The following is a 22,370-nucleotide window of genomic DNA, read 5'->3' as shown; positions in this document are numbered from 1 at the left end:
CGCCCTTCAAATCTACAGCATCGTGCTTTGCGCACTACCGCCCGGGGGCCTTCAGAGCGACGGAGTCTTTGCCGGAAGAATGCGGTTCTTGACGCTATAGGCAAGCGCCAGCGCCGTCGGGAAGGGCCGGCGCAGGAAAGCGACCTTGCGAACATAATTGTCCACCCGCCACGTCGCCCAGGTGCCGGCCTTGAAGTAGGCGACATCGCCGGCGTAAAGATGATGCACGGAGCCATCGGCTGCCGTCACATGCACGTCGCCCTCGATGATATGAACGGTCTCATCCCACATGAAGAACCAACGGAATGTGCCTGCCGTGCAGTCCCATAGCGCGGTATAGGCAGCACGGTCGCCACTGCGGGAGTGATCCGCCATGCGCGCCTGCGGATCACCGTCGATAATCCACTCCGGATTGATGGGCGCCGCCTTCATCTCCATCCGATCGGAAGCAGCCGAAACCACCGGCCGGGTCCGTCTCCGCCCCATAGCAATCGGCATGAGCGGCACAGTCCGCGACGCCATCGCAATAGCGGTCGCAATCATCATCTTAACAACCATCTTCGGTCCCCACCTTGATTGCGAAGATCGTAGCAATGGCGGGTGAGCAAAAGCTTCACAAATTATGTTGAATTCGAACTATCTCCATCCCTTAAGTGACGGAACAAGGCAAGATGCTTTAATCTGGTGCTTATACTTGCCGCGACCACGCAAGAATTCGTATACAATATGCATATATACTGATATAAACTCATGCCTTGTATTGATTAATTCAATCAATACTTTTACAGCATCATCTGAAAAGCGTTAAGCCGCTGCCGAAAGCCGCTCGCCTGCGATGCGGTACGAGATTGCTTCCGCCAGATGTAGCCGCCCTACAACGGGCTTATCGTCGAGATCGGCGAGCGTGCGCGCCACTTTCAGGATGCGGTGATAGCCTCTCGCGGAGAATTTCAGCTTCTCTGCGGCGTCGCGCAAAAGTTGGAGGCCTGCAGCGTCCGGTTCGGCGCATTTTTCGATGAGTGCCGTGGTGCAGCGTGCATTGGTGCGGATGCCTTGGAAGCCGGCGGCTGCGAAGCGTTCTTCCTGCATCTGGCGGGCACGCGCAACGCGGCGGGCGACGTCGGCGCTGGCTTCCGCTGCCATCGGGCGGATAAGGTCTGCGGCCGAGACTGCAGGGACTTCGATCCGGATATCGATGCGATCCATCAGCGGGCCGGAAATACGCGCCTGGTAATCGGAAACGCATCTTGGACCGCGTGCACAGGTGAAGCCCGGTTCACCGGCCATGCCGCATTTGCAGGGGTTCATGGCGGCCACCAGCTGGATTTCGGCGGGATAGCTGACGCGATGATTGGCGCGCGCGATGATGCATTCGCCGGTCTCGAGCGGCTGGCGGAGCGCATCCAGTACCTGCGGCGAGAATTCGGGAAACTCGTCAAGAAACAACACGCCATGGTGAGCAAGTGAGGCTTCACCCGGCTTGGCGCGTAAGCCGCCGCCGACAAGCGCTGCCATGGTTGCGGAGTGGTGCGGGGTTCTGAATGGGCGTCGATCTGAGAGCTTGCCGCCGGAAAGCTGTCCCGCGATCGAATGCACCATCGACACTTCAAGCAGTTCCGAGGCGGACAGTGGCGGCAGGATGGAAGGCAGGCGGGAGGCCAGCATGGACTTGCCGGAGCCGGGCGGGCCCACCATCAAGAGATTATGTCCACCGGCCGCTGCGACTTCCAGCGCCCGCTTCGCGCTCTCCTGTCCCTTGATGTCGGCGAGATCCGGAAGATTATCAGGATTGGCGCGAATGGCCGGAACCGGCCTCGACAGAAGTTGCGTGCCGCGAAATTGGTTGGCGATAGCAATCAAGCTGCGCGGGGCGAGGATATCGATCTCAGCACCTGCCCACGCCGCCTCTGGACCGCTATCGGCTGGGCAGATCAGACCCTTGTCTTGAGCGTTGGCGGCAATGGCTGCCGGAAGAGCACCGGCTACAGCGCCGATCGTGCCATCGAGATTGAGTTCGCCCAGCACGACGAAGCGGTTCAGCGCCTCCGCTGGAATGGCGCCGAGTGCCGCCATCAGGCCGAGCGCAATGGGGAGATCGAAGTGCGAGCCTTCCTTTGGAAGATCAGCGGGAGCAAGATTGACGGTGACCTTCTTGGCGGGCATGGCGAGACCTGATGCGTGAAGGGCTGCCTGTACACGCTCGCGGCTTTCGGCCACTGCCTTATCGGGCAGGCCCACGATCTGCATGCCGACCTTGCCGGGTGCCACCATGACCTGAACTTCGACAGGCACACCCTCGATGCCCTGAAACGCAATTGTATTGACGCGCGCTACCATGAAATGGCCCCCACAGCCGTAATCGCCGTCCGCACGGCTCTACCAGATCGCGCCCACAACTTGGCACAGGCATGAGAATAAAACAAGAACATGAGGGTGAGTTTCAGTGGGCCAGAATGACAGCGGCGTTTGAAATGGTGAATGCGGCAACCTGTGCGACAACCAGCTGGCGCGCGCGGCGCTCGGCGCACCGGCATCAATCCGTCATCGAAAAGACGCGAGACCTGTCCGCAAGGCGTTATGTTTGCGCTTGACAGAAAAGACAAACCTCCTAATAGCTTTCGCACGAAAAGGAGCGCACTGTTCATGCGGCATGTCCAGCACATGATTGTCATGCAAAGCCCGGCGGGTTCAGCCGGCGATCCTGCGCGCCTTTCTGGTTCCATCCGAATTACGGCCAAAACGACGATTAAAACCGTCTGACGTCTCTGGCCCGCCGCTCTCTCCCCGGTTTGGCCGGGGAAAGGAAGCCGCAGTTTCGCGGCTCCCCCTCACCAAAAAGAGGAGAGGCAGAAAGAGAGCTTGATCATGGGTTTCAAAGTTGCAATCGCAGGCGCCACCGGCAATGTCGGGCGCGAAATGCTGAACATCCTGGCGGAACGTGGTTTCCCGGCGGATGAAGTTGTTCCTCTGGCTTCCGCACGCAGCCAGGGCACGGAAGTGTCCTATGGCGACCGCACGCTGAAGGTTTCCAATCTCGAGAACTACGATTTTTCCGATACCGATATCTGCCTGATGTCGGCCGGTGGCGATGTATCGAAGAAGTGGTCTCCGAAGATCGGTGCGCAAGGTTGCGTCGTTATCGATAACTCGTCTGCCTGGCGCTACGATCAGGACGTTCCGCTGATCGTTCCGGAAGTCAACGCCGATGCGGTCGAAGGCTTCAGGAAGAAGAACATCATTGCCAACCCGAATTGCTCCACGGCGCAGCTCGTCGTCGCGCTGAAGCCGCTTCACGATGCCGCCAGGATCAAGCGCGTTGTCGTCTCCACCTACCAGTCCGTTTCCGGTGCAGGCAAGGAAGGCATGGACGAGTTGTTCCAGCAGACCCGCGCCGTCTTCGTGGCCGATCCGGTCGAAACCAAGAAGTTCACCAAGCGCATCGCCTTCAACGTCATTCCGCATATCGATGTCTTCATGGAAGACGGTTACACCAAGGAAGAGTGGAAGGTTCTGGCAGAAACCAAGAAGATGCTGGACCCGAAGATCAAGGTGACCTGCACCGCTGTGCGCGTTCCCGTCTTCATCGGCCACTCGGAATCGGTCAATATCGAGTTCGAAAACGAAATCACCGCCGATCAGGCGCGCGACATTCTGCGCGAAGCACCCGGTTGCCTCGTCATCGACAAGCACGAAAATGGCGGCTACATCACGCCGGTCGAGTGCGCTGGTGAAGATGCAACCTATATTTCGCGCATCCGCGAGGACGCAACCGTCGAAAATGGTCTCAATATCTGGGTCGTTTCCGACAACCTGCGCAAGGGTGCGGCACTGAACGCCGTTCAGATCGCCGAACTTCTGATCAACCGTGGTCTGATCAAGCCACGCAAAGCCGCTGCGTGATACGGTTTTTTAACAACTATTAACTATAACCCGTCCGTTACTTTCGAGAATGGGCGGGTTTTCAATCTTCGTGCCTATCACAGCCAGTTCATTTGCTGGTTATGAAGACGAACGGCAATTTGTGCCTCTCAATTCTCGCTAGTGGAATGAATTTGACGTTTGATACCCATCTGCGGTGATCTTGAGGATCAAATGTCACAGTCAGACCATTAGACAGGCGAACATGGCGAGGGGCTGTCCCTCACTCTATCAAAGGCAGATACGGATGCGGGCAATAAAGGCTTTTTCCCTTGGTGCGACGGCAGTTGCGATGCTGGCGGCAACGCCGCTGCAGGCGGCGCAATGCGGCAATACCTCGGCAGGTTTCGGCAACTGGGTGCAATCCTTCAAGCAGGAAGCGGCAAGCCGCGGCGTCAGCCCGGCAGTCCTTGATCGGGCTTTCTCCAACGTCACCTACAACCAGGCGACGATCCGTGCGGACCGTGGTCAGCACAGTTTCAAGCTCTCCTTCGATCAGTTCATGCAAAAGCGCGGTGGCCAGGCCATCATTTCGCGCGGCAAGGCGATGAAGAAGAACAATGCGGCGCTGTTTGCCAATATCGAGCGCGCTTACGGCGTTCCAGCCGGCCCGCTTCTGGCGATCTGGGGCATGGAAACCGGTTTCGGCGGATTCATGGGCAACCAGCACACACTGTCTGCCGTCGCGACGCTGTCTTATGATTGTCGCCGTTCCGACTATTTCACCGAGCAGCTTTACGCAGCCTTGAAGCTGGTGGGTAATGGTTCGCTCAACATCAACGCCAAGGGCGCAGCCCATGGCGAAATCGGCCAGACCCAGTTCCTGCCGCTGAACGTCGTGCGCTATGGCGTCGATTTCGATCGCGATGGTCGCATCGATCTCGTCGGCTCGCGCGCCGATGCCCTTGCCTCGACCGCAAACTTCCTTGCTGGACATGGCTGGCAGCGCGGCGCTGGCTATCAGCCGGGTCAGCCAAGCTTTGCCGCGATCCAGGGCTGGAACGCAGCGACTGTCTATCAGCAGGCGATTGCCTACATTGGCAAGGCGATCGACGGGCAATAATCGCGGTCAAAACCGTTTGTAGAACGGCTGGCGTGACATGATCCTCTACTTAAAGCGCCGTGCGTCCTATTNTTGGACGCACGGCGCTTTACTTTTCTGAATTGACGCACGGTGTTGTAGCCGGGGATCACACTTCCGGACGACGGAAATCGCCGGTCTTGCTGTCCATCACCCACAATTCGCCAGTCGAGATATCGAACCAGGCGCCGTGCAGTTTTACTTTGCCTGCTGTCTCCTGCGCCTTGACGAAGGGGAAGCCACGCAGATTGTGGATGGAATTGCGGATGGAGACGCGCTCAAGCGCCGTCTGCCTTTCGCCAGAGGTCATCACATCATTGCTCTGGATCTGCTCGGCGGCGGATTTGACGAGGTTCATCCATTTGCCGATGAAATCGCCAGGCGAGAGCGACTCGAAATTCGGGTCGAGTGCCGCCTGGATGCCGCCGCAGCGGCCGTGGCCCATGACCACGATGTCCTTCACCTTCAGAACCTGGACAGCATATTCGATGGCAGCCGAGGTTGCGTGATACTGGCCGTCCGGCTCGAAGGGCGGCACCATGTTTGCCACATTGCGCATGACGAACAGCTCACCCGGGCCGCAATCGAAAATCGTTTCGGGCGCCGAGCGGGAGTCGCAACAGGCAATGAACAAGGTCTGCGGTTTCTGACCGCTATCGGCAAGAGTGCGGTATCGGTCGCGTTCACCGGCATAACGGCCGCTCATGAAGTTCTTGTAGCCGTTCAGAAGATAATCTGGAAAATCCTTCATTCGATCTCGCAGTGCCGTTGGTCGCTACAGGGAACGCCTAGTCATGAGGCGCATGAAACTTGACCGCTATTTGCCCTTGCTTCGGGAAGGATGCAAGAGATGGCGCATCTGAACCATCGCCATGGGTGTGGAAAGGCTTGACGCATCTGTTTCGAGCGTGAGCTCGTTGGCGCCGCGCTTCATGGTGCGGGCCAGAATTTCAAAGACGCTGGCGGTTGCCAATTGCAGCGCCTTTTCGTCATCCACGCCTTGAAGCACGCGGGCGAGAAAGACTGCCGCAAGCAGGTCGCCAAGTCCGTTCGGCACGTTTTCGATGGCGCGGTGTTCGGCAAGCAGCGCATGGCGTCCGCTGAGGAACAGATTGCCAATACCGTTTGCCATCATCGGAACAGCGGAGGTAACGAGCATCTTCGGCGGACCGAGCGCAAGGGCCGCATCCATGATCTCGGCATTGGTGTTGAGCTCAGCACCGCTCATCCAGGCCAGTTCATAGCGATTGGGCGTGGAAACCGTCGCAAGTGATACAAGCTCGTCGCGGATCGCTTCGGCGGTTTCGATCGGGACATAAAGCCCGCCCTTGTCTCCCATAACAGGGTCGCAGACATAGATCAGATCGGGGTTGTTTTCTCTCAATGTACGGATCAAACGCGCGACCGAGCGCACCTGGTCGGCGCTGCCGAAATAGCCGGTGAGAACCGCTTTGACTTCTCCACGCCATTTCGATGCGGCCAGATCTCCCATGGCCGCATCGAAGGCCTCGCCATCGAAACGAAGACGGGTGGAGGGGCCTTGGCCGGGATGCCACGGCATCACGATCGTCGGCACAGCCCAGACAGGAAAGCCGAGCGTCTCCAGGCCGAAGACGGCAGCCCGATTGCCCACCGAGCCGCGCATGACATGGCTGGAAATGACGATAACGGAGCCGCTGATATTGTCTTGCACGAATGTCATTCCTTCATTGAAGGATTGGAGAGGCACACACTCTCTCACCCTAAGCAGAGGTATCGAAGTTTTTTAGGTTTTAGAGGGAGCGACATAGGGGCGCAAGGTCAGGACGTTTGGGATGGTTTCGAAGAAACGGATGACCCCAGGCTTTGCTGGTTTAGGCGCTGTCGAGGTCTCGCTTGCTAACCTGCTTGGCAGGAAAAAGCCCCGAACGATTGATCCGGGGCTTGTTGAAGAGACTATTGGTTGGCGGTGACGGTGACGCCCAGAACGCTCGGGATCGTGTTCGGCGCCCCCATTGCCGCGCCCATGATCATCGGGAAGGGAACGGGCTTTGCTGGCGCTGCCGAGATCGTGAAGTTCTTCGGGTCGTCGACATAGGTGTTCACAGCCGCAGATACGGCGTTCTGCAGTTCCGGAATGTTGAGTTGTGCGATCATCATGGGCGCCATGCCCTTGATCATCTGCGAGAGCTGCTCGCTCGTCGTGCCCTGCTCCTTGGCGGCGTAATCGATACCGCGCTTGGTAATGCCGGCATCATCAAAGCTGATCTTGGCATTGTTGAAGGTCAGCTGCTGCATGAGACCAAGCATGGCAAGGCCGAAGGCCTGATCTGCCTGTTCCTTGTTGGGGTTGGCTTCCTGCGCCTTGACGGCATCCTGCATCGACTTGATGAAAGCCATCGTATAGCCGGAGATGCTGAAGCTCATATCCAGGCGACCGACATTCTCGACGTCGATCGAGTATTCGTCGACATTTATCGTGCCGGGTGCAACTTCCCAAGAGCCGTTGACGTTGAGGTCGCCGCTCAGAGATTTAAGCTGAAGCGCGTCGATCGCCTCTTTCGACTTCGGATCGGTGACGCCGCTCAGATCGCCCTTGAAGCCCTCTGCCGTGAGATCGAAGCTGAGCGTGCCGCCATCTTCGCTCTTGGTCATCGTGGCATTGCTCTCGGCTATGGAGAACGCTTCCTTGCCATCGATCTTGACGGAGGCCGGGCCGGTATGGGCTTCATCGTAAAACAGCATGGCATCGACTGTATTTGCCGTCGCATCTGCTGGAACAACGACGCCGGTCATGTAGAGGTCGTCGATGGTGATCGCTACCTTTTCCTTGGCGTAGTTGACGTTCTCGAAGCTCATCTTCTCAATGGTGTAGCCGCCATTGTCTTCTTCGACGCCTTCGAGCGTGACGTTGCCAATCGGAAACTGCTGTGCCGGGTCCATGCCGCTGCCAATTACGACGCCGGACAGCGTGACATTGTCGCCGTTGGTGGCGACGGACTTGGCTGTGATTTCTGCGCCCTGCACGTGGTAGGCAGCATTCATTTTCTTCAGCACATCGGCGCCATCCAGGGCGAAAGCCGGAGACGCAAATGCCAGTACGGCTGCGCTGGCAAACAGGAAATTCCGTGTGGTTTCAAGTCTCATTCTGTCTCTTCCCTTAAGGCGCGAACATCCGCAACAAGAATAGGCACATCACGCGTCCACATATGCAGCACGAGCGCGATTGACCGAAGTGGTACTGTGCAACGAATGGCTGAATTGCGGCACAAAAACAAGATTGCATAAAAATATAGGCTTAACGCTTGTCATCCACAGCGCAGAAAGCCCGGATTTCTTGCCGTAACCGCCTATTTCCGATAGGCAGTCGCCATGGGAAAAAATCTTAATCCGCCATCGGGCGGAGACGACGATCATATTGTGCCGGTCGATTTGAAGGCGGCGCTCGAAGAGCGTTACCTCGCCTATGCGCTATCGACCATCATGCATCGCGCGCTTCCGGATGTTCGTGACGGATTGAAGCCGGTTCATCGACGCATCGTGCATGCCATGAGCGAGATGGGTATTCGTCCCAATTCCGCGTTCAAGAAATGCGCCCGTATCGTCGGCGATGTCATGGGTAAATTCCACCCGCATGGCGATGCGTCGATCTACGATGCGCTCGTGCGACTTTCGCAGGATTTTGCCATTCGCTACCCGCTGGTCGATGGCCAGGGTAACTTTGGCAACATCGACGGCGATGGCGCAGCTGCCATGCGTTACACCGAAGCGCGTATGACCGATGTCGCGGCTCTGCTTCTGGAAGGCATCGAGCAGGACGCAGTCGATTTTCGCCCCACCTACAACGAGGAAGACGAAGAGCCGGTGGTCATGCCCGGCGCGTTTCCAAACCTGCTGGCCAATGGCTCCTCCGGCATTGCAGTCGGCATGGCGACATCCATCCCGCCGCACAATGCCCATGAAATCTGCGACGCGGCTCTTCATCTGATCAAGCATCCGGATGCGAGCGTCGAGAAGCTTTTGGAATTCATTCCCGGTCCCGATCTGCCGACAGGCGGCATCATCATCGAAAGCCGCGAGAATATTCTCGAGGCCTACAAGACCGGTCGTGGCGGTTTCCGCGTCCGTGCCAAATGGGAAACGGAAGATCTCGGCCGTGGCGGTTACCAGATCGTCATTACCGAAATTCCGTTCCAGGTGCAGAAGTCGCGGCTGATAGAAAAGATCGCCGAACTGCTGCTGGCCCGCAGGCTGCCGCTTCTGGAAGACGTGCGCGACGAGTCCGCTGAAGACGTTCGTATCGTTCTGGTGCCGAAAAACCGCACGGTGGACGCGACGCTGCTGATGGAATCGCTTTTCCGCCTGTCGGATTTGGAAAGCCGTATTCCGCTGAACATGAACGTGCTGTCGCTTGGCCGCGTGCCAAAGGTGATGGCGCTGAACGAGGTGCTGACCGAGTGGCTGGCGCACCGCAAGGAAGTTCTGGTTCGCCGCTCGAAATTCCGCCTGGCGGCAATTGATCGCCGCCTGGAAATCCTCGGCGGCCTGCTCATTGCCTATCTCAACATCGATGAGATCATCCGCATCATCCGTGAAGAGGATGAGCCGAAGCCAGTGATGATGGCGCGGTTCGGGCTGACCGACAATCAGGCCGAAGCCATTCTTAACATGCGTCTTCGCTCTTTGCGCAAGCTGGAAGAATTCGAAATCCGTACGGAATTCGACGAACTCAGCAAGGAAAAGGGCGAGATCGAATCCCTCTTGGCATCCGACGAGAAACAGTGGCAGGCGGTTTCCTGGGAGATCGGTGAGGTCAAGAAGAAATACGCCAAGGCAACCGAGCTTGGCCGCCGCCGCACGCAGTTTGCCGATGCGCCGAATGCCGATGTCGAAGCCATCCAGCAGGCGATGATCGAGAAGGAACCGGTGACGATCGTCATCTCGCAGAAGGGCTGGATCAGGGCGTTGAAGGGCCATATGTCCGATACGTCGAGCCTGACCTTCAAGGAAGGCGACGGGCCGAAGCTGGCCTTCCCGGCGCAGACGACAGACAAGCTGCTTCTCGTAACCACCGGCGGCAAGGTCTATACGCTCGGCGCCGACAAGCTGCCTGGCGGCCGCGGGCACGGCGAGCCGGTACGCATCATGGTGGATATGGAGAATGATCAGGACATCCTGACCGCCTTTGTCCACGATGCATCCCGCAAGCTGCTGATCGTCTCGACCGGCGGCAATGGCTTTGTCATCCCGGAAACGGAAATGGTCGCCAACACCCGCAAGGGCAAGCAGATCATGAACGTCTCCATGCCGGATGAAACCAAGCTCGTGGTACCCGTCATCGGCGATCACGTCGCTGTCGTCGGCGAAAACCGCAAGATGCTGACCTTCCCATTGTCGCAAGTGCCGGAAATGTCGCGCGGAAAGGGTGTCCGCCTGCAGCGTTACAAGGATGGCGGCGTGTCGGATGTGAAGTGCTTCGCGATCGCGACCGGTCTGTCTTGGGAGGACAGCGCTGGGCGCTCCTTCTCCAAGGTCGGTGACGAGCTGCTTGAATGGATGGGCGATCGGGCTGGTGTCGGCCGCAGCGTTCCAAAGGGCTTCCCGCGCAGTGGTAAGTTCGGCGGCTAAAGTTGATAAATGACAGCTTCCGGGGACGGAAGCTGTCATCGATTAGCGGAATGCTAAGGTGTGATCCTTGAAGAAAGCGGTAATGCCCTCTTCGTCTATTTCACCCGCCGCCACGGCCAGAACGAATTCTATGACGGTGCTTTGATCGGCGACAATTTCGTAGCCATTGATCAGTAAGAACGTATAGGCAGCGAGAAAGCCGGTGCGCTTATTTCCATCAGAAAAAGGGTGGTTGCGAGCAATACCGAAGAGATATGCCGCAGCGAGCGCCATTAAATTCTCTTCGCCATACACCGCTTTGTTGACAGGGCGCGCCAGCGCCGCTTCAAGTGCGTTGTCATCCTTTAATCCAGGCAGACCACCATGTGCTTCGATCTGCTCCTGATGAATGATGGTTATGGCTGCTTTGGAGAGCCACTTGATTGTCACTTAGCAAGCTCCCGAAGGGCAACCTTGTACTTTTCCATGCCGCGACGAGCGGCTGCCAGTTGCTCTTGAAGATCAGATTGTTCTGGGACGAGCTCCAATTTCTGCCCGTCTTCACTCAACGTTAGGACATCACCAGCCCTGACGCCAAGGCGATCCAGAACTTCTTTGGGAATAATTATTCCTTCCGAATTGCCAATCTTGCGAACCGTCACATTCATCTTAAACACTCCGTTATAACGCTGTTATAACACAGTGTGACAGATGCGGCAATTGCAGGGTCAAACGGTTTCTGGCGTGTATAATTCCCAGCCGCGCGGCGTCAGATGCTCTTGGGGATGATACCGCGTCTTGTATCCCATCTTGTCCGAGCCATCGACCCAGTAGCCCAAATAGACATGAGGCAGACCAAGCGTGCGGGTGCGGGCAATGTGATCGAGGATCATGAAGGTGCCAAGCGAGCGCTTCTCAAGATCGGGATTGAAGAAGGAATAGACCATGGAGAGGCCGTCGCTCATCATGTCTGTGAGCGCAACAGCGATCAACTCTCCGCGTTTGCTGTCGTCGATACTCGCACCCGGCTCTCGCTTTCGATACTCGATGATGCGCGTGTTGACATGGGTGTCTTCCACCATCACCGCGTAATCGAGCGCCGACATATCCGACATGCCGCCTGATGTATGACGCCGATCGAGGTAGCGTCGAAAGAGCGAGAATTGTTCGGTGGACGGTTCGGCCCGGTGAACGGTCGCCACGAGATCGTCATTCGTCGCCATTATTCGCCGCATCGATTTCGTTGGCGTGAAGCCATCGGCCAGGATTCTGACGGAGACGCAGGCACGGCAATTCTCGCAGGCAGGACGATAGGCGATGTTTTGAGAACGACGAAACCCGCCCTGCGTCAGCAGGTCGTTCATCTCGGGCGCGCGAGGCCCCACCAGATGCGTAAAAACCTTCCGTTCCAACTGGTTCGGAAGGTAGGGGCAAGTGGCCGGTGCGGTGAGATAAAATTGCGGAGAAGGCGTCGTCTGCGTGTTCATCGAACCCAATCGCTCCCTTCGCAAGCCAACCTTCTATGTCAGAATGACAAAAAGGTGGAAAACGTCAACTCTCGAAGAGACCTGTCAATAAAATTGAAGCCGCTGGAGCGGCTTCAATACGTTTCGCTCTGAATTCCTAGCGGGTTCTGATCGTCACTGTTCCCAGAAGGAAGTCGTGGACCAGTCTCGATCGCTCGGTAAACAGGCCTGCCAGTAGGATAAGCGGCGTAAGGATCGAGTTGATGATCCAGAAGAGCGCGATGTGAGCTGTCGAGATCAGGAAGTCGATTCGACGGCCGTCAAGGCGCGCCATCTGAATGCCGGCAACACGCATGCCGGGGGTGGCCTGCGCGGTGCTGCCAAGCGTCATGCCGAAATAGAGAATGGCGACGATGAAGAACAGCGCAGGAAAGAGCATGAAGCCAAAGCCGAGCGTCAGGATGCCGAGAAAGAACACGATCACGGCTGCCGGAATGCACAGCAGAAGCACCATCACATAGTCGATGATGAACGCCACGACGCGACGGCTCAGCACACCCTCATAGGCGCGCCAGTCCTCGGTCGGAACGTAGGTCGGGTTCGGGTTGAAGCTCATCGGCGGTTTCTCCTTTTCAGCAAAGATATGGTGTGGACCGCCGCAAATGCAATGAGCCCGCTCCTCAGCCCTTTGCAAGCTTTGTTGCCACGTCGACGGCGAAGTAGGTGAGGATTCCATCGCAACCGGCCCGCTTGAAGCAGAGCAGAGTTTCCATCATCACCCGGTCGCCATCGATCCAGCCATTCATCGCCGCCGCCTTGATCTGCGCATACTCGCCCGAGACCTGATAGGCGAAGGTCGGAAGGCCGAAAGCATCCTTCAGCCGCCAACAGATGTCGAGATAGGGAAGGCCTGGCTTCACCATCAGCATGTCGGCGCCTTCTTCCACGTCGAGAGCGGCATCCCGCATCGCCTCGGTGCCGTTCGCCGGGCTGATGTAATAGCTGTTCTTGTCGCCCTTCAGCAGGCCACTGGTGGAAATCGCCTCGCGATAGGGTCCGTAGAAACCCGAGGAGAATTTCGTCGCATAGGCCATGATACCGACGCCCTGGTGGCCGGCCGCATCAAGCCCACGGCGGATCGCGCCGATCCGGCCGTCCATCATTTCGGAAGGCGCGATGATATCCGCACCCGCATCCGCCTGCATCACGGCGGCTCTCACCACCTGATCGACCGTTTCGTCATTGACGATATCGTCGCCGCGCAGGATCCCGTCATGCCCGTGGCTGGTGAAGGGATCGAGCGCTACATCGGTGATCACGCCGATATTGGGAACTGCCCTCTTGATCGCCGCCGTGGCCTGGTTGATCAGGTTGTTGGCTTCCAGCACCTGCGATCCTGTCTCGTCTCGCAGTTCCATTGCAATATTGGGGAATGTCGCAAGGGCAGGGATGCCGAGATCGGCCGCTTCCTTGGCTGCTTCGACCAGCTTGTCGACGCTCATGCGATTGACGCCGGGCATTGAGGGGATGGGATCGACGATGTTCGTACCGGGAACGACGAAGACCGGCCAGATCAGATCATCAACCGTCAGCTGGTTCTCGCGCACGAGCCGGCGTGTCCAGTCGGCCTTGCGGATGCGCCGCATGCGGCGGTGGCCAGTAATGTGATCTACCAAATGGGTCTTGTCGGTCATGTCTTTTCCTTAAAAGCCTGTCCGGTGGATCTGGTTCCTCGGTCATGCTCTCTTATGATGTTTCCGTCTGAATATTAGAAGCTGCGCGTAAATGTGGCTTCGATAGAACGCCAGAGTGTAATGATGGCATAACATAAGAGAAGTGGTATGCGAATGCGACGGTCTGACCCACGGCCAGCTCGAAAATCCTGAGCGCTTTTAGATGCGGGGGATGCGCCATGTCCTGACGTTTGAGCGCCGTAAAAGAAGTACTGCGGGGCGTGCGGCTCAAGTGGGCTGTGACCTCCCGCAATTATCCATTGGCAGGAGCCACGCCAGAAACGTATCTTCGCGCCATGGAACCTGATTCTCCACCGCACCCGAAGCTGCCTTTGACGGAAATCCTCTACTTTGTCTTTCTCAGACTGGTGGCGGCTTCCTGTTTCTGGTTCGGACTGCAGTACTGGGCCATGCTGACGGGTTATACGCTGAGCGGCCACGCGCGCTTCGATATGCTCAATCTTCCCTGGCGGGTTGCGGGTACCGGGTTGGCCGTCGTCTTTCCGGTGGCTGCCCTTGGACTGTGGCTTGGCGTATCGTGGGGCGCCGTCATCTGGGTTATCGGCGCGGGTGCGCAGATCGCCATGTACAAGGTGTGGCCCAATATCTTCGGCAGCAACACGCTGGTCCCGGTCATGCACTGCATCGTGGCAACTGTTTATATACTATTCCAGGTCGCTTTCTGGCTGGATGCGCGCCAAAATGACGAGCGCGCAAGGATTGATTCACCATAATGATAAAGCTCTTGCGGCCTGTTTTTCCGGAAATTTATTGGCTAAGCTATTGATTTAATTGGCGCTGATAATTCCGTGCCGCTGCCCGCCGCTCCTCAGCCCCTGGGCGCCAACATCCGGTAACCACTCGTTAATGATGCATTTTAAGTAGAATTTTATGCGCATTGCTTAGGTTTGCTCTCAAGGCGGGAAACAAAATCAACACCGCCAAACAAAACAGTGAGGCAGTCATGATCAATAGCAAAGCAAAGCCACAGGCAGTTGTAACCGACGTACAGGAAGAAGCCATCCGTTCGCTCTACATGGAGTCCCTCCATCTCGTCGAACGCCTGCACCGCCGCCTTCTCGATGTCATCAAGGACGAGTTCGACCGTCAGGGTCGCGACGACGTCAACGCCGTCCAGGCACTCCTGCTCTTCAACATCGGCACCTCGGAACTGACCGCTGGCGAACTTCGCTCGCGTGGTTACTATCTCGGCTCAAACGTTTCCTACAACGTCAAGAAGCTGGTCGACCTCGGCTTCATCAACCACCAGCGCTCGCGCATCGACCGCCGCTCGGTCCGCATTTCTCTGACCGATAAGGGTCAGGACATCGCCGAAACGGTCGCTCGCCTCTATGAGCGTCACATCGGCTCGATCGAAAAGGTCGGCGGCATCGGCACCGGTGAATTCGCCGAAATGAACAAGCTGCTGCAGCGCCTGGATCGCTTCTGGAACGACTCGATCGCTTATCGCCTCTAAGGGCAGCGCCATCCATTTTTGCAAAGCTGGATGCCAAAACGCGTCCGGCTTGTTGCATTTTTGTGCGGGTCACGCCGAAAAGGCCCGGCGACACAGCTTCGTGAGCAGTGTCAAGGTGACACGAATTGGCCATATTGGTATGGGACCGCCAGAGCGAGGGAGCCGGCGGTCTCTTCCATCATCGCATGATGCGTCAGTTTTGATTTCGCATGAAGTATTTCCTGCCGGCAGGCGTCCGAAAACGTTTGTTAATCATGTTGTTCTAGGCATCCATAAGGTTGCCTGACGAAATGGCTGGTAGGTAGAATGACTAAGAAATCCGTGCCCGAATTGCTCTCTCGCCGCGCCATGCTGCGCTCCGCCGTTTCGCTCGGTGCTGTCGCGGTGGCAGCACCTGCGCTGGCGCAGGATGCGTTCAACGATCTGATTGGATCCTCGCGTCGCGGCAATTGGGACGATCAGTTCGACGCGAACTCCTCGCGCTCGGCCGTTGGCGTCGTTTCCAACAACCCGGTTCTTGGCCCTGAAGCCCCCACCTATATGCAGCAGGCGATCATGCAGTATCAGCAGATCGTCTCCAATGGTGGCTGGCCGGAAGTGCCGCCAAGCCAGCAGCGTCTGCAGATCGGCGTCAGCGATCCGTCCGTTCAGGCACTTCGTCAGCGTCTAATGATTTCGGGCGATCTTCCGCGTGAAGCCGGCATTTCCAGCGCTTTCGATTCCTACGTCGATGGTGCGTTGAAGCGCTTCCAGGCACGCCATGGCCTTCCAGCAGATGGCGTGATCGGCGAATATACGCTGAAAGCGCTGAACGTTTCGGCGCAGCTGCGCATGGCACAGCTGCAGACCAACCTCATCCGCATCCAGACGATGGCGGGCGATCTCGGCCAGCGCCACGTGATGGTGAACATTCCGGCAGCCTCCATCGAGGCGGTGGAAAACAACCGCGTGGTTCTGCGCAACACGGCTGTTGTCGGCCGCGCCAGCCGACCGACGCACATCATCAACTCGAAGATCTACGAAATCATTCTCAACCCATACTGGACGGCTCCGCGCTCGATCGTCGAAAAGGACATCGTTCCGCTGATGCAGAAGGACCCGACCTATCTGGAGCGCAACAACATCCGCCTGTTGGATGGCCGTGGCCAGGAAGTGTCTCCGCAGACAGTGGACTGGTTCGCGCCCAAGGCACCGAACCTGATGTTCCGTCAGGACCCCGGCAAGAACAACGCCATGTCCTCGACCAAGATCAATTTCCACAACCCGAACAACGAATACATGCATGACACGCCCCAGCAGGGCCTGTTCAACAAGCTGATGCGCTTTGAATCCTCCGGCTGCGTGCGCGTTCAGAACGTGCGCGACCTGACGACCTGGATGCTGCGTGACACGCCCGGCTGGTCGCGTCAGGAAATCGAGCGCGTCATTGCAAGCCGCGTCAACACGCCGATCAAACTCTCGACCGAAATCCCGGTCTATTTTGTCTACATCACCGCATGGTCGGCAAAGGATGGCGTCGTGCAGTTCCGTGACGATATCTACGGCAATGACGGCAATGCCGAATTGGCGCTCAATACGACGAACACGCAGGAGCAGCCATCCGGCTCCATCGGCGAGGATCTGTTGCCGCGCAACTGATTGCTGTTCAGACAGACAAGAAAAGCCGCGCCCCACCGGACGCGGCTTTTTTCTTTGTTCGTGTCGCGCATTTTGCATTTTTTACGCGCGACGTCGCAGTTTGACGGTCAAATCTCGCTGCGCTTATTGCTCTTATACGGGTGGGGCGCTAAGACGCCATCGCATTACTGTTTCAGGAGCCTTCATCATGTCGAACACAGATGCCTTCTTCTCCAAGCCGCTTGCCGAAATCGATCCGGATATCTTTGGCGCGATCGAGAAGGAGCTGGGTCGCCAGCGTCACGAGATCGAGCTGATTGCCTCGGAAAACATCGTGTCCCGCGCCGTGCTCGAAGCCCAGGGCTCGATCATGACCAACAAGTATGCTGAAGGCTATCCGGGCAAGCGCTATTATGGCGGCTGCCAGTTCGTCGATATTGCCGAGGAGCTTGCCATCGACCGCGCCAAGAAGCTGTTCGGCGTCAACTTTGCCAACGTTCAGCCAAACTCTGGTTCGCAGATGAACCAGGCCGTTTTCCTCGCGCTCTTGCAGCCGGGCGATACGTTCATGGGTCTCGACCTGAATTCGGGAGGTCACTTGACCCACGGGTCTCCGGTCAACATGTCCGGTAAATGGTTCAACGTCGTCTCCTATGGCGTTCGTGAAGGCGACAACCTGCTCGACATGGACGAAGTGGAACGCAAGGCCAAGGAAACCAAGCCGAAGCTCATTCTGGCTGGCGGCACGGCCTATTCCCGCGTTTGGGACTGGAAGCGCTTCCGCGAGATCGCCGACGAAGTCGGTGCCTACCTGATGGTCGACATGGCACACATTGCAGGCCTCGTTGCCGGTGGCCAGCATCCGTCGCCATTCCCGCATGCGCATGTGGCAACCACCACCACCCACAAGTCTCTGCGCGGCCCGCGCGGCGGCATGATCCTGACGAATGACGAAGATTTGGCGAAGAAGTTCAACTCCGCCGTCTTCCCTGGTCTCCAGGGCGGTCCGCTGATGCACGTCATCGCTGCCAAGGCTGTCGCCTTCGGCGAAGCGCTGAAGCCGGAGTTCAAGGATTACGCAGCCCAGGTCGTCAAGAACGCCAAGGTTCTGTCGGAAACGCTGATCGAAGGCGGCGTCGACGTCGTGTCCGGCGGCACGGACAACCACCTGATGCTGGTCGACCTCCGCAAGAAGAACGCCACCGGCAAACGGGCGGAAGCGGCACTCGGTCGTGCCTACATCACCTGCAACAAGAACGGCATTCCTTTCGATCCGGAAAAGCCTTTCGTTACCTCCGGTATCCGCCTCGGCACGCCGGCTGGTACGACCCGCGGCTTCAAGGAAGCCGAGTTCCGCGAAATCGGCAAGCTGATCGTGGAAGTTCTCGATGGTCTGAAGGTTGCCAATTCCGATGAAGGCAATGCCTCCGTGGAATCAGCGGTACGCGAGAAGGTCGTCTCTCTGACTGATCGCTTCCCGATGTATCCCTACATGTAAGAAGGCGATAGGATGCGCTGCCCTTTCTGCGGTTCTGAAGACACTCAGGTCAAGGACTCACGTCCGGCGGAGGATAATACCTCCATCCGCCGGCGGCGCATCTGCCCGGATTGCGGCGGCCGCTTCACCACCTATGAGCGCGTGCAACTGCGCGAACTCATGGTGATCAAGAAAAGTGGCCGCAAGCTGGCATTCGATCGAGAGAAGCTGGTGCGATCCTTCGAGATCGCGCTACGCAAGCGCCCTGTCGATCGCGATCGTATTGAGCGCGCAGTGTCTGGCATCGTGCGCCGGCTGGAAAGCTCGGGCGAAACGGAAATTGCATCGGAAGAAATCGGCCTGCAGGTGCTGGAAGCGCTGAAGAGTCTCGATGACGTGGCATTCGTCCGCTACGCCTCGGTCTATCGCGATTTTTCCCATGCGGAAGACTTCGAAAACGTCATTGCGGAAATCAACGCCAAGATCGCCCGCGATACAGACTCCGGAACCTGAGACCGTGGCTTCCCAAGCCGAGGACGAGAGATTCATGGCGCGGGCCATCGAGGTTTCGCGGCAGAATACTGGCTTTACCGACACAAATCCTTCCGTTGGATGCGTTCTCGTCAAGGATGGCGTGATCGTCGCCGAAGCCGTAACATCCATTGGCGGCAGGCCGCATGCCGAGCGCAATGCGCTGGACCTTGCCGGTGAAGCGGCGCGTGGCGCAACCGCCTACGTCACGCTCGAGCCCTGCGCCCATTGGGGAAAGACGCCGCCCTGCGCCAACGCACTGGCGCATCATGGCGTCGCCCGCGTCGTCGTCGCCGTGGACGATCCGGACGAACGCGTCTCCGGCCGTGGCTACCAGGTCTTGCGCGATGCGGGGATCGAGGTCCAGACAGGTGTGCTACGAAGGGAAGGCGAGCGAGCGCTTTCAGCCTATCTCACGCGCAAGATCAAGAAGCGCCCCCACGTGATCCTGAAACTCGCGGTCTCTGCCGATGGCATGATTGGCCGAAAGGGCGCTGGCCAGATTGCGATCACGGGATCGGAAGCGCGCCGTGCCGTGCATGAATTGCGTGCCCGCTGCGACGGCATTCTCGTGGGCATCGGTACGGCTGTCGCCGACGATCCAGAGCTCAACGTCCGCATATCGGGAATGGAACAGTATTCGCCCATTCGCTTCGTGCTGGACAGACGACTGGAATTGCCGACCCATTCCAAGCTGGTGAAGACCGCGCGCGATGTTCCGCTTGTCGTCGTGGAGATGCCGAGTTCTGCAGAGGCACGCGATCTTGCGGAGAGGCGCGCTGTGCTGGCATCGGCAGGCGCCGAAGTCCTGAGTGCGAAGAACATTGAGGATCTGCTCCTCATACTCGGTGCACGCGGGCTTTCGGAGCTTCTCGTCGAAGGTGGTGCGGTTGCCGCCAAGGCCTTCCTCGAGGCGGGCTTGGTGGATCGCATCCTGCTGTTCGAAAGCCCGACCGTCATCGGTGCTGGCGGTATTGAAACGCCGATCAAGCGCGCCGATATCCCTGACACCTATTCCCTCGTCGGTGAGACCGTCTACGGTCCCGACCGCTGTTTCGATTATGAAAGGCCGCTTTGATGTTTACGGGTATCGTCACCGATGTTGGAACCGTTTCCGAGCTTCACCCGCTGGCCGAAGGCGTACGTCTGCGCGTCGCCACCAATTACGATCCGAAGACCATCGATATGGGCGCGTCTATTTCCCATGGCGGGGTCTGCCTGACGGTAACGAAACTGCCTGAAGAGGGCAGCAACGAGCGCTGGTATGAGGTCGAAGCCTGGGAAGAAGCGCTCCGCCTCACCACCATATCCGCTTGGGAGAAGGGAACGCGCGTTAATCTCGAGCGCGCCCTGAAAATCGGCGACGAGCTCGGCGGCCATATCGTTTCAGGTCACGTTGATGGCAAGGCCGAAATTCTTGCCGTCGAGCCGGAAGGGGAGGCGGTCCGTATTCGTTTGCGCGCTCCGGAGCATCTGGCGAAGTTCGTTGCGCCCAAAGGCTCGGTGGCGCTGGACGGTACGTCACTGACAGTGAATGCGGTCGACGGTCCGGATTTCGATGTGCTGCTGATCCGCCACACGCTTTCCGTCACCACCTGGGGTGATCGCAAGCCTGGCGATTTCGTCAATTTCGAAGTCGATACCATGGCCCGTTACGCAGCACGGCTTGCGGAATTTCCGTCGAAGTAGGATGCTCCGTCAAAATGATGAAGGCGCTGAGTGAGCGCCAAACTCTGCGGAGCTCACAATGGCGTCTTATGAACTACTTGCGGCATTCCTGGTTACGACGGCTCTGTTTGCCTATGTACCGGGACCTGCGATGCTTTACACGATAGCCCAGACCATGGCGCGGGGCCGCGCTGCCGGCTTGATGGCCGTGCTCGGCATTCACCTTGGCTGTTATGTCCATATCATTGCGGCGGCCGCTGGCCTTTCGGTCCTGTTTCAGGCAGTCCCATGGCTTTATCTCGCGGTGAAGTTCGGCGGTGCTTGCTATCTCATCTGGCTTGGCTTCTCCATGCTCAGAGCCCGGCTCAACGACGAAGCAACGGGCAGCGTCACGATTTCTCAGAAGTCTGCAAAGCGGGCCTTCATCGACAGCATTGTCGTTGAGGTGTTGAACCCGAAGACGGCGTTGTTCTTCCTGGCATTCCTGCCGCAATTCGTCGATCCGGCCGCGGTGTTTCCGATCTGGCTGCAGTTCCTGATCCTCGGCGTTGCCGTCAACATCATCTTCACCTCGGCGGATTTCGTCGTCGTGCTGGTGGCGGGGCTTGCCGCTGGACGGTTGAAGCGGTCGGCTTTGGCGCAAACGGTTGCCCGGCGTGGAGCCGGTGCGATTTTGATGGGGCTCGGTCTCCATCTGGCGTGGCAGAGAAGCTGATCGTAGCCACGAAAACCGGCTCGCGGCATCGCGCACGCGGCAGCATTGCATTAAAAATGCTTGCCAAGCGGGGCCAGCCATGGTTTGACCGCCCCAAAAGCCGGTATGATCCGGCGCAAATTTTCAGGAAACCCCCATGTCCCAGCCCCATCTTCTCATCGTGGAAGCACGCTTTTATGACGATATGGCCGATGCCCTGCTCGATGGCGCAAAGTTCGCGCTCGAAGAGGCTGGCGCCACCTATGACATCATCACTGTTCCAGGCGCGCTGGAGATTCCCTCCGCGATTGCCATGGCGCTTGATGGCGCAGACAATGGCGGCACGGAATATGACGGGTTCGTCGCGCTCGGCATGGTCATCCGCGGTGAAACCTATCACTTCGATATCGTCGCCAATGAATCCTCCCGCGCTATCATGGACCTTACCGTCAGCGAGTCGCTCGCCATCGGCAATGGCATCCTGACCGTCGAAAACGACGAGCAGGCCTGGGCGCGCGTTCGTCGTTCCGACAAGGACAAGGGCGGTTTTGCCGCACGTGCCGCGCTGACGATGATCGAGTTGAAAAAGAAGCTGGGTGGTTGATCGGATGACGAGTGTCGAAAACGGCGCAGAGCCGCGTCAGCCTTCCATCAAGCCCGTCAACCAGCGTGGCGCTGCCCGCCTTGCGGCGGTACAGGCGCTCTACCAGATGGATGTCGGCGGTACCGGCGTCATGGAAGTGGTTGCCGAATATGAGGCGCACCGCCTTGGCAAGGAAGTGGATGGCGAGACCTATCTGAAGGCCGACCCGTCCTGGTTCCGCTCGATCGTTTCAGGCGTCGTGCGCGACCAGACGAAGATCGACCCGCTGGTGCGTTCCGCACTTCAGGAAGACTGGCCGCTGTCGCGTCTCGACACCACCGTTCGCGCCATCCTGCGTGCCGGCGCCTTCGAAATCCTCGAGCGTAAGGACGTTCCTGTTGCGGTGATCGTCACCGAATATGTCGAGATCGCCCGCGCGTTCTTCGAAAATGACGAGCCAAAGCTCGTCAATGCGGTGCTTGATCGTATCGCAAAGCAGGTTCGCGGCGAGACCAAGCGGTAAGTTTCACGCCCTCACT

General features: G+C 58.1%; 23 protein-coding genes. 13 read left to right on the top strand and 10 right to left on the bottom strand.

The window, feature by feature from the left end; genetic code table 11:
- Positions 1-51: 51 nt before the first annotated feature.
- Positions 52-558 carry a cupin domain-containing protein gene (locus ACTJKV_RS12335; RefSeq protein ID WP_113179214.1) on the bottom strand — a complete coding sequence of 169 codons (507 nt, stop codon included), beginning with the start codon at positions 556-558 and terminating at the stop codon, positions 52-54.
- Positions 559-804: 246 nt separating this feature from the next.
- Positions 805-2,337: a YifB family Mg chelatase-like AAA ATPase gene (locus ACTJKV_RS12330; RefSeq protein WP_440598743.1), complete on the bottom strand. Its 1,533-nt coding sequence runs from the start codon at positions 2,335-2,337 to the stop codon at positions 805-807.
- Positions 2,338-2,865: 528 nt separating this feature from the next.
- Between ACTJKV_RS12330 and ACTJKV_RS12325 the strand changes: the two genes are divergently transcribed.
- Together ACTJKV_RS12325 and ACTJKV_RS12320 are read left to right on the top strand one after the other, a co-directional pair.
- Complete coding sequence (locus ACTJKV_RS12325) at positions 2,866-3,900, top strand: aspartate-semialdehyde dehydrogenase (protein ID WP_440598742.1); 1,035 nt, start codon at positions 2,866-2,868, stop codon at positions 3,898-3,900.
- Between the two features lie 265 nt (positions 3,901-4,165).
- Entirely contained in the window at positions 4,166-4,981 is an 816-nt protein-coding gene (locus ACTJKV_RS12320) for a lytic murein transglycosylase (RefSeq protein WP_062423535.1), read from the top strand.
- 127 nt (positions 4,982-5,108) lie between these two features.
- Here the strand turns inward: ACTJKV_RS12320 and ACTJKV_RS12315 are convergent, their stop codons facing one another.
- From ACTJKV_RS12315 to ACTJKV_RS12305, 3 genes are all read right to left on the bottom strand, one after another.
- Positions 5,109-5,750 (bottom strand): carbonic anhydrase, encoded by a 642-nt coding sequence (locus tag ACTJKV_RS12315; RefSeq protein ID WP_062443513.1) that lies wholly within the window; start codon positions 5,748-5,750, stop codon positions 5,109-5,111.
- Between the two features lie 66 nt (positions 5,751-5,816).
- Entirely contained in the window at positions 5,817-6,701 is an 885-nt protein-coding gene (gene pdxY, locus ACTJKV_RS12310) for a pyridoxal kinase PdxY (RefSeq protein WP_440598741.1), read from the bottom strand.
- A gap of 233 nt (positions 6,702-6,934) precedes the next feature.
- Positions 6,935-8,125: a hypothetical protein gene (locus ACTJKV_RS12305; RefSeq protein WP_440598740.1), complete on the bottom strand. Its 1,191-nt coding sequence runs from the start codon at positions 8,123-8,125 to the stop codon at positions 6,935-6,937.
- Positions 8,126-8,350: 225 nt separating this feature from the next.
- On the opposite strand from ACTJKV_RS12305, the gene parC reads away from it, so the two are divergent.
- Positions 8,351-10,606, top strand: a complete 2,256-nt coding sequence (gene parC / locus ACTJKV_RS12300) for a DNA topoisomerase IV subunit A (RefSeq protein WP_062423532.1) — start codon at positions 8,351-8,353, stop codon at positions 10,604-10,606.
- Between the two features lie 42 nt (positions 10,607-10,648).
- Here the strand turns inward: parC and ACTJKV_RS12295 are convergent, their stop codons facing one another.
- From ACTJKV_RS12295 to hemB, 5 genes are all read right to left on the bottom strand, one after another.
- Positions 10,649-11,035, bottom strand: a complete 387-nt coding sequence (locus ACTJKV_RS12295) for a type II toxin-antitoxin system death-on-curing family toxin (protein WP_113267601.1) — start codon at positions 11,033-11,035, stop codon at positions 10,649-10,651.
- The gene (locus ACTJKV_RS12290) at positions 11,032-11,253 is read right to left on the bottom strand and encodes an AbrB/MazE/SpoVT family DNA-binding domain-containing protein (protein WP_113273661.1); all 222 of its coding nucleotides are present in this window, start codon (positions 11,251-11,253) and stop codon (positions 11,032-11,034) included. The genes ACTJKV_RS12295 and ACTJKV_RS12290 overlap by 4 nt, the downstream gene beginning before the upstream one ends.
- A 60-nt stretch (positions 11,254-11,313) precedes the next feature.
- Positions 11,314-12,072 carry an arginyltransferase gene (locus tag ACTJKV_RS12285; protein ID WP_112359327.1) on the bottom strand — a complete coding sequence of 253 codons (759 nt, stop codon included), beginning with the start codon at positions 12,070-12,072 and terminating at the stop codon, positions 11,314-11,316.
- Positions 12,073-12,208: 136 nt separating this feature from the next.
- On the bottom strand, positions 12,209-12,667 hold the full coding sequence (locus tag ACTJKV_RS12280; protein WP_440598739.1) for an RDD family protein: 459 nt from the start codon (positions 12,665-12,667) through the stop codon (positions 12,209-12,211).
- 64 nt (positions 12,668-12,731) lie between these two features.
- Positions 12,732-13,745 (bottom strand): porphobilinogen synthase, encoded by a 1,014-nt coding sequence (hemB, locus tag ACTJKV_RS12275; RefSeq protein ID WP_440598738.1) that lies wholly within the window; start codon positions 13,743-13,745, stop codon positions 12,732-12,734.
- A 335-nt stretch (positions 13,746-14,080) separates the two neighbouring features.
- On the opposite strand from hemB, the gene ACTJKV_RS12270 reads away from it, so the two are divergent.
- The 10 genes from ACTJKV_RS12270 to nusB all read left to right on the top strand — a co-directional run bounded on the left by ACTJKV_RS12270 (position 14,081) and on the right by nusB (position 22,354).
- Positions 14,081-14,518: a DUF6163 family protein gene (locus ACTJKV_RS12270; protein ID WP_062444167.1), complete on the top strand. Its 438-nt coding sequence runs from the start codon at positions 14,081-14,083 to the stop codon at positions 14,516-14,518.
- 233 nt (positions 14,519-14,751) lie between these two features.
- Positions 14,752-15,261 (top strand): transcriptional regulator LdtR, encoded by a 510-nt coding sequence (gene ldtR, locus ACTJKV_RS12265; protein ID WP_186330162.1) that lies wholly within the window; start codon positions 14,752-14,754, stop codon positions 15,259-15,261.
- Between the two features lie 306 nt (positions 15,262-15,567).
- The gene (locus ACTJKV_RS12260; RefSeq protein ID WP_440598737.1) at positions 15,568-16,899 is read left to right on the top strand and encodes a L,D-transpeptidase family protein; all 1,332 of its coding nucleotides are present in this window, start codon (positions 15,568-15,570) and stop codon (positions 16,897-16,899) included.
- Between the two features lie 187 nt (positions 16,900-17,086).
- Positions 17,087-18,376, top strand: coding sequence for a serine hydroxymethyltransferase (glyA, locus tag ACTJKV_RS12255; protein ID WP_440598736.1), 1,290 nt, complete (start codon positions 17,087-17,089; stop codon positions 18,374-18,376).
- Between the two features lie 12 nt (positions 18,377-18,388).
- Positions 18,389-18,868 (top strand): transcriptional regulator NrdR, encoded by a 480-nt coding sequence (gene nrdR, locus ACTJKV_RS12250; protein WP_062423522.1) that lies wholly within the window; start codon positions 18,389-18,391, stop codon positions 18,866-18,868.
- Positions 18,869-18,872: 4 nt separating this feature from the next.
- Complete coding sequence (ribD, locus tag ACTJKV_RS12245) at positions 18,873-19,964, top strand: bifunctional diaminohydroxyphosphoribosylaminopyrimidine deaminase/5-amino-6-(5-phosphoribosylamino)uracil reductase RibD (protein WP_440598735.1); 1,092 nt, start codon at positions 18,873-18,875, stop codon at positions 19,962-19,964.
- Complete coding sequence (locus ACTJKV_RS12240) at positions 19,964-20,575, top strand: riboflavin synthase (RefSeq protein ID WP_062443486.1); 612 nt, start codon at positions 19,964-19,966, stop codon at positions 20,573-20,575. Before ribD ends, ACTJKV_RS12240 begins: the two co-directional genes overlap by 1 nt.
- A gap of 58 nt (positions 20,576-20,633) precedes the next feature.
- The gene (locus ACTJKV_RS12235; RefSeq protein WP_440598734.1) at positions 20,634-21,269 is read left to right on the top strand and encodes a LysE family translocator; all 636 of its coding nucleotides are present in this window, start codon (positions 20,634-20,636) and stop codon (positions 21,267-21,269) included.
- 136 nt (positions 21,270-21,405) lie between these two features.
- Positions 21,406-21,852, top strand: a complete 447-nt coding sequence (ribH, locus tag ACTJKV_RS12230; protein WP_062443485.1) for a 6,7-dimethyl-8-ribityllumazine synthase — start codon at positions 21,406-21,408, stop codon at positions 21,850-21,852.
- 4 nt (positions 21,853-21,856) lie between these two features.
- Complete coding sequence (nusB, locus tag ACTJKV_RS12225; protein WP_062423518.1) at positions 21,857-22,354, top strand: transcription antitermination factor NusB; 498 nt, start codon at positions 21,857-21,859, stop codon at positions 22,352-22,354.
- Positions 22,355-22,370 lie beyond the last annotated feature (16 nt).

The sequence above is a fragment of the Agrobacterium sp. 22117 genome (assembly GCF_052045735.1).
Taxonomy (GTDB): Bacteria; Pseudomonadota; Alphaproteobacteria; order Rhizobiales; family Rhizobiaceae; genus Agrobacterium; species Agrobacterium cavarae.
Note: the sequence above shows the minus strand (reverse complement) of the source record. Positions and strands in the feature narration are given on the sequence as shown.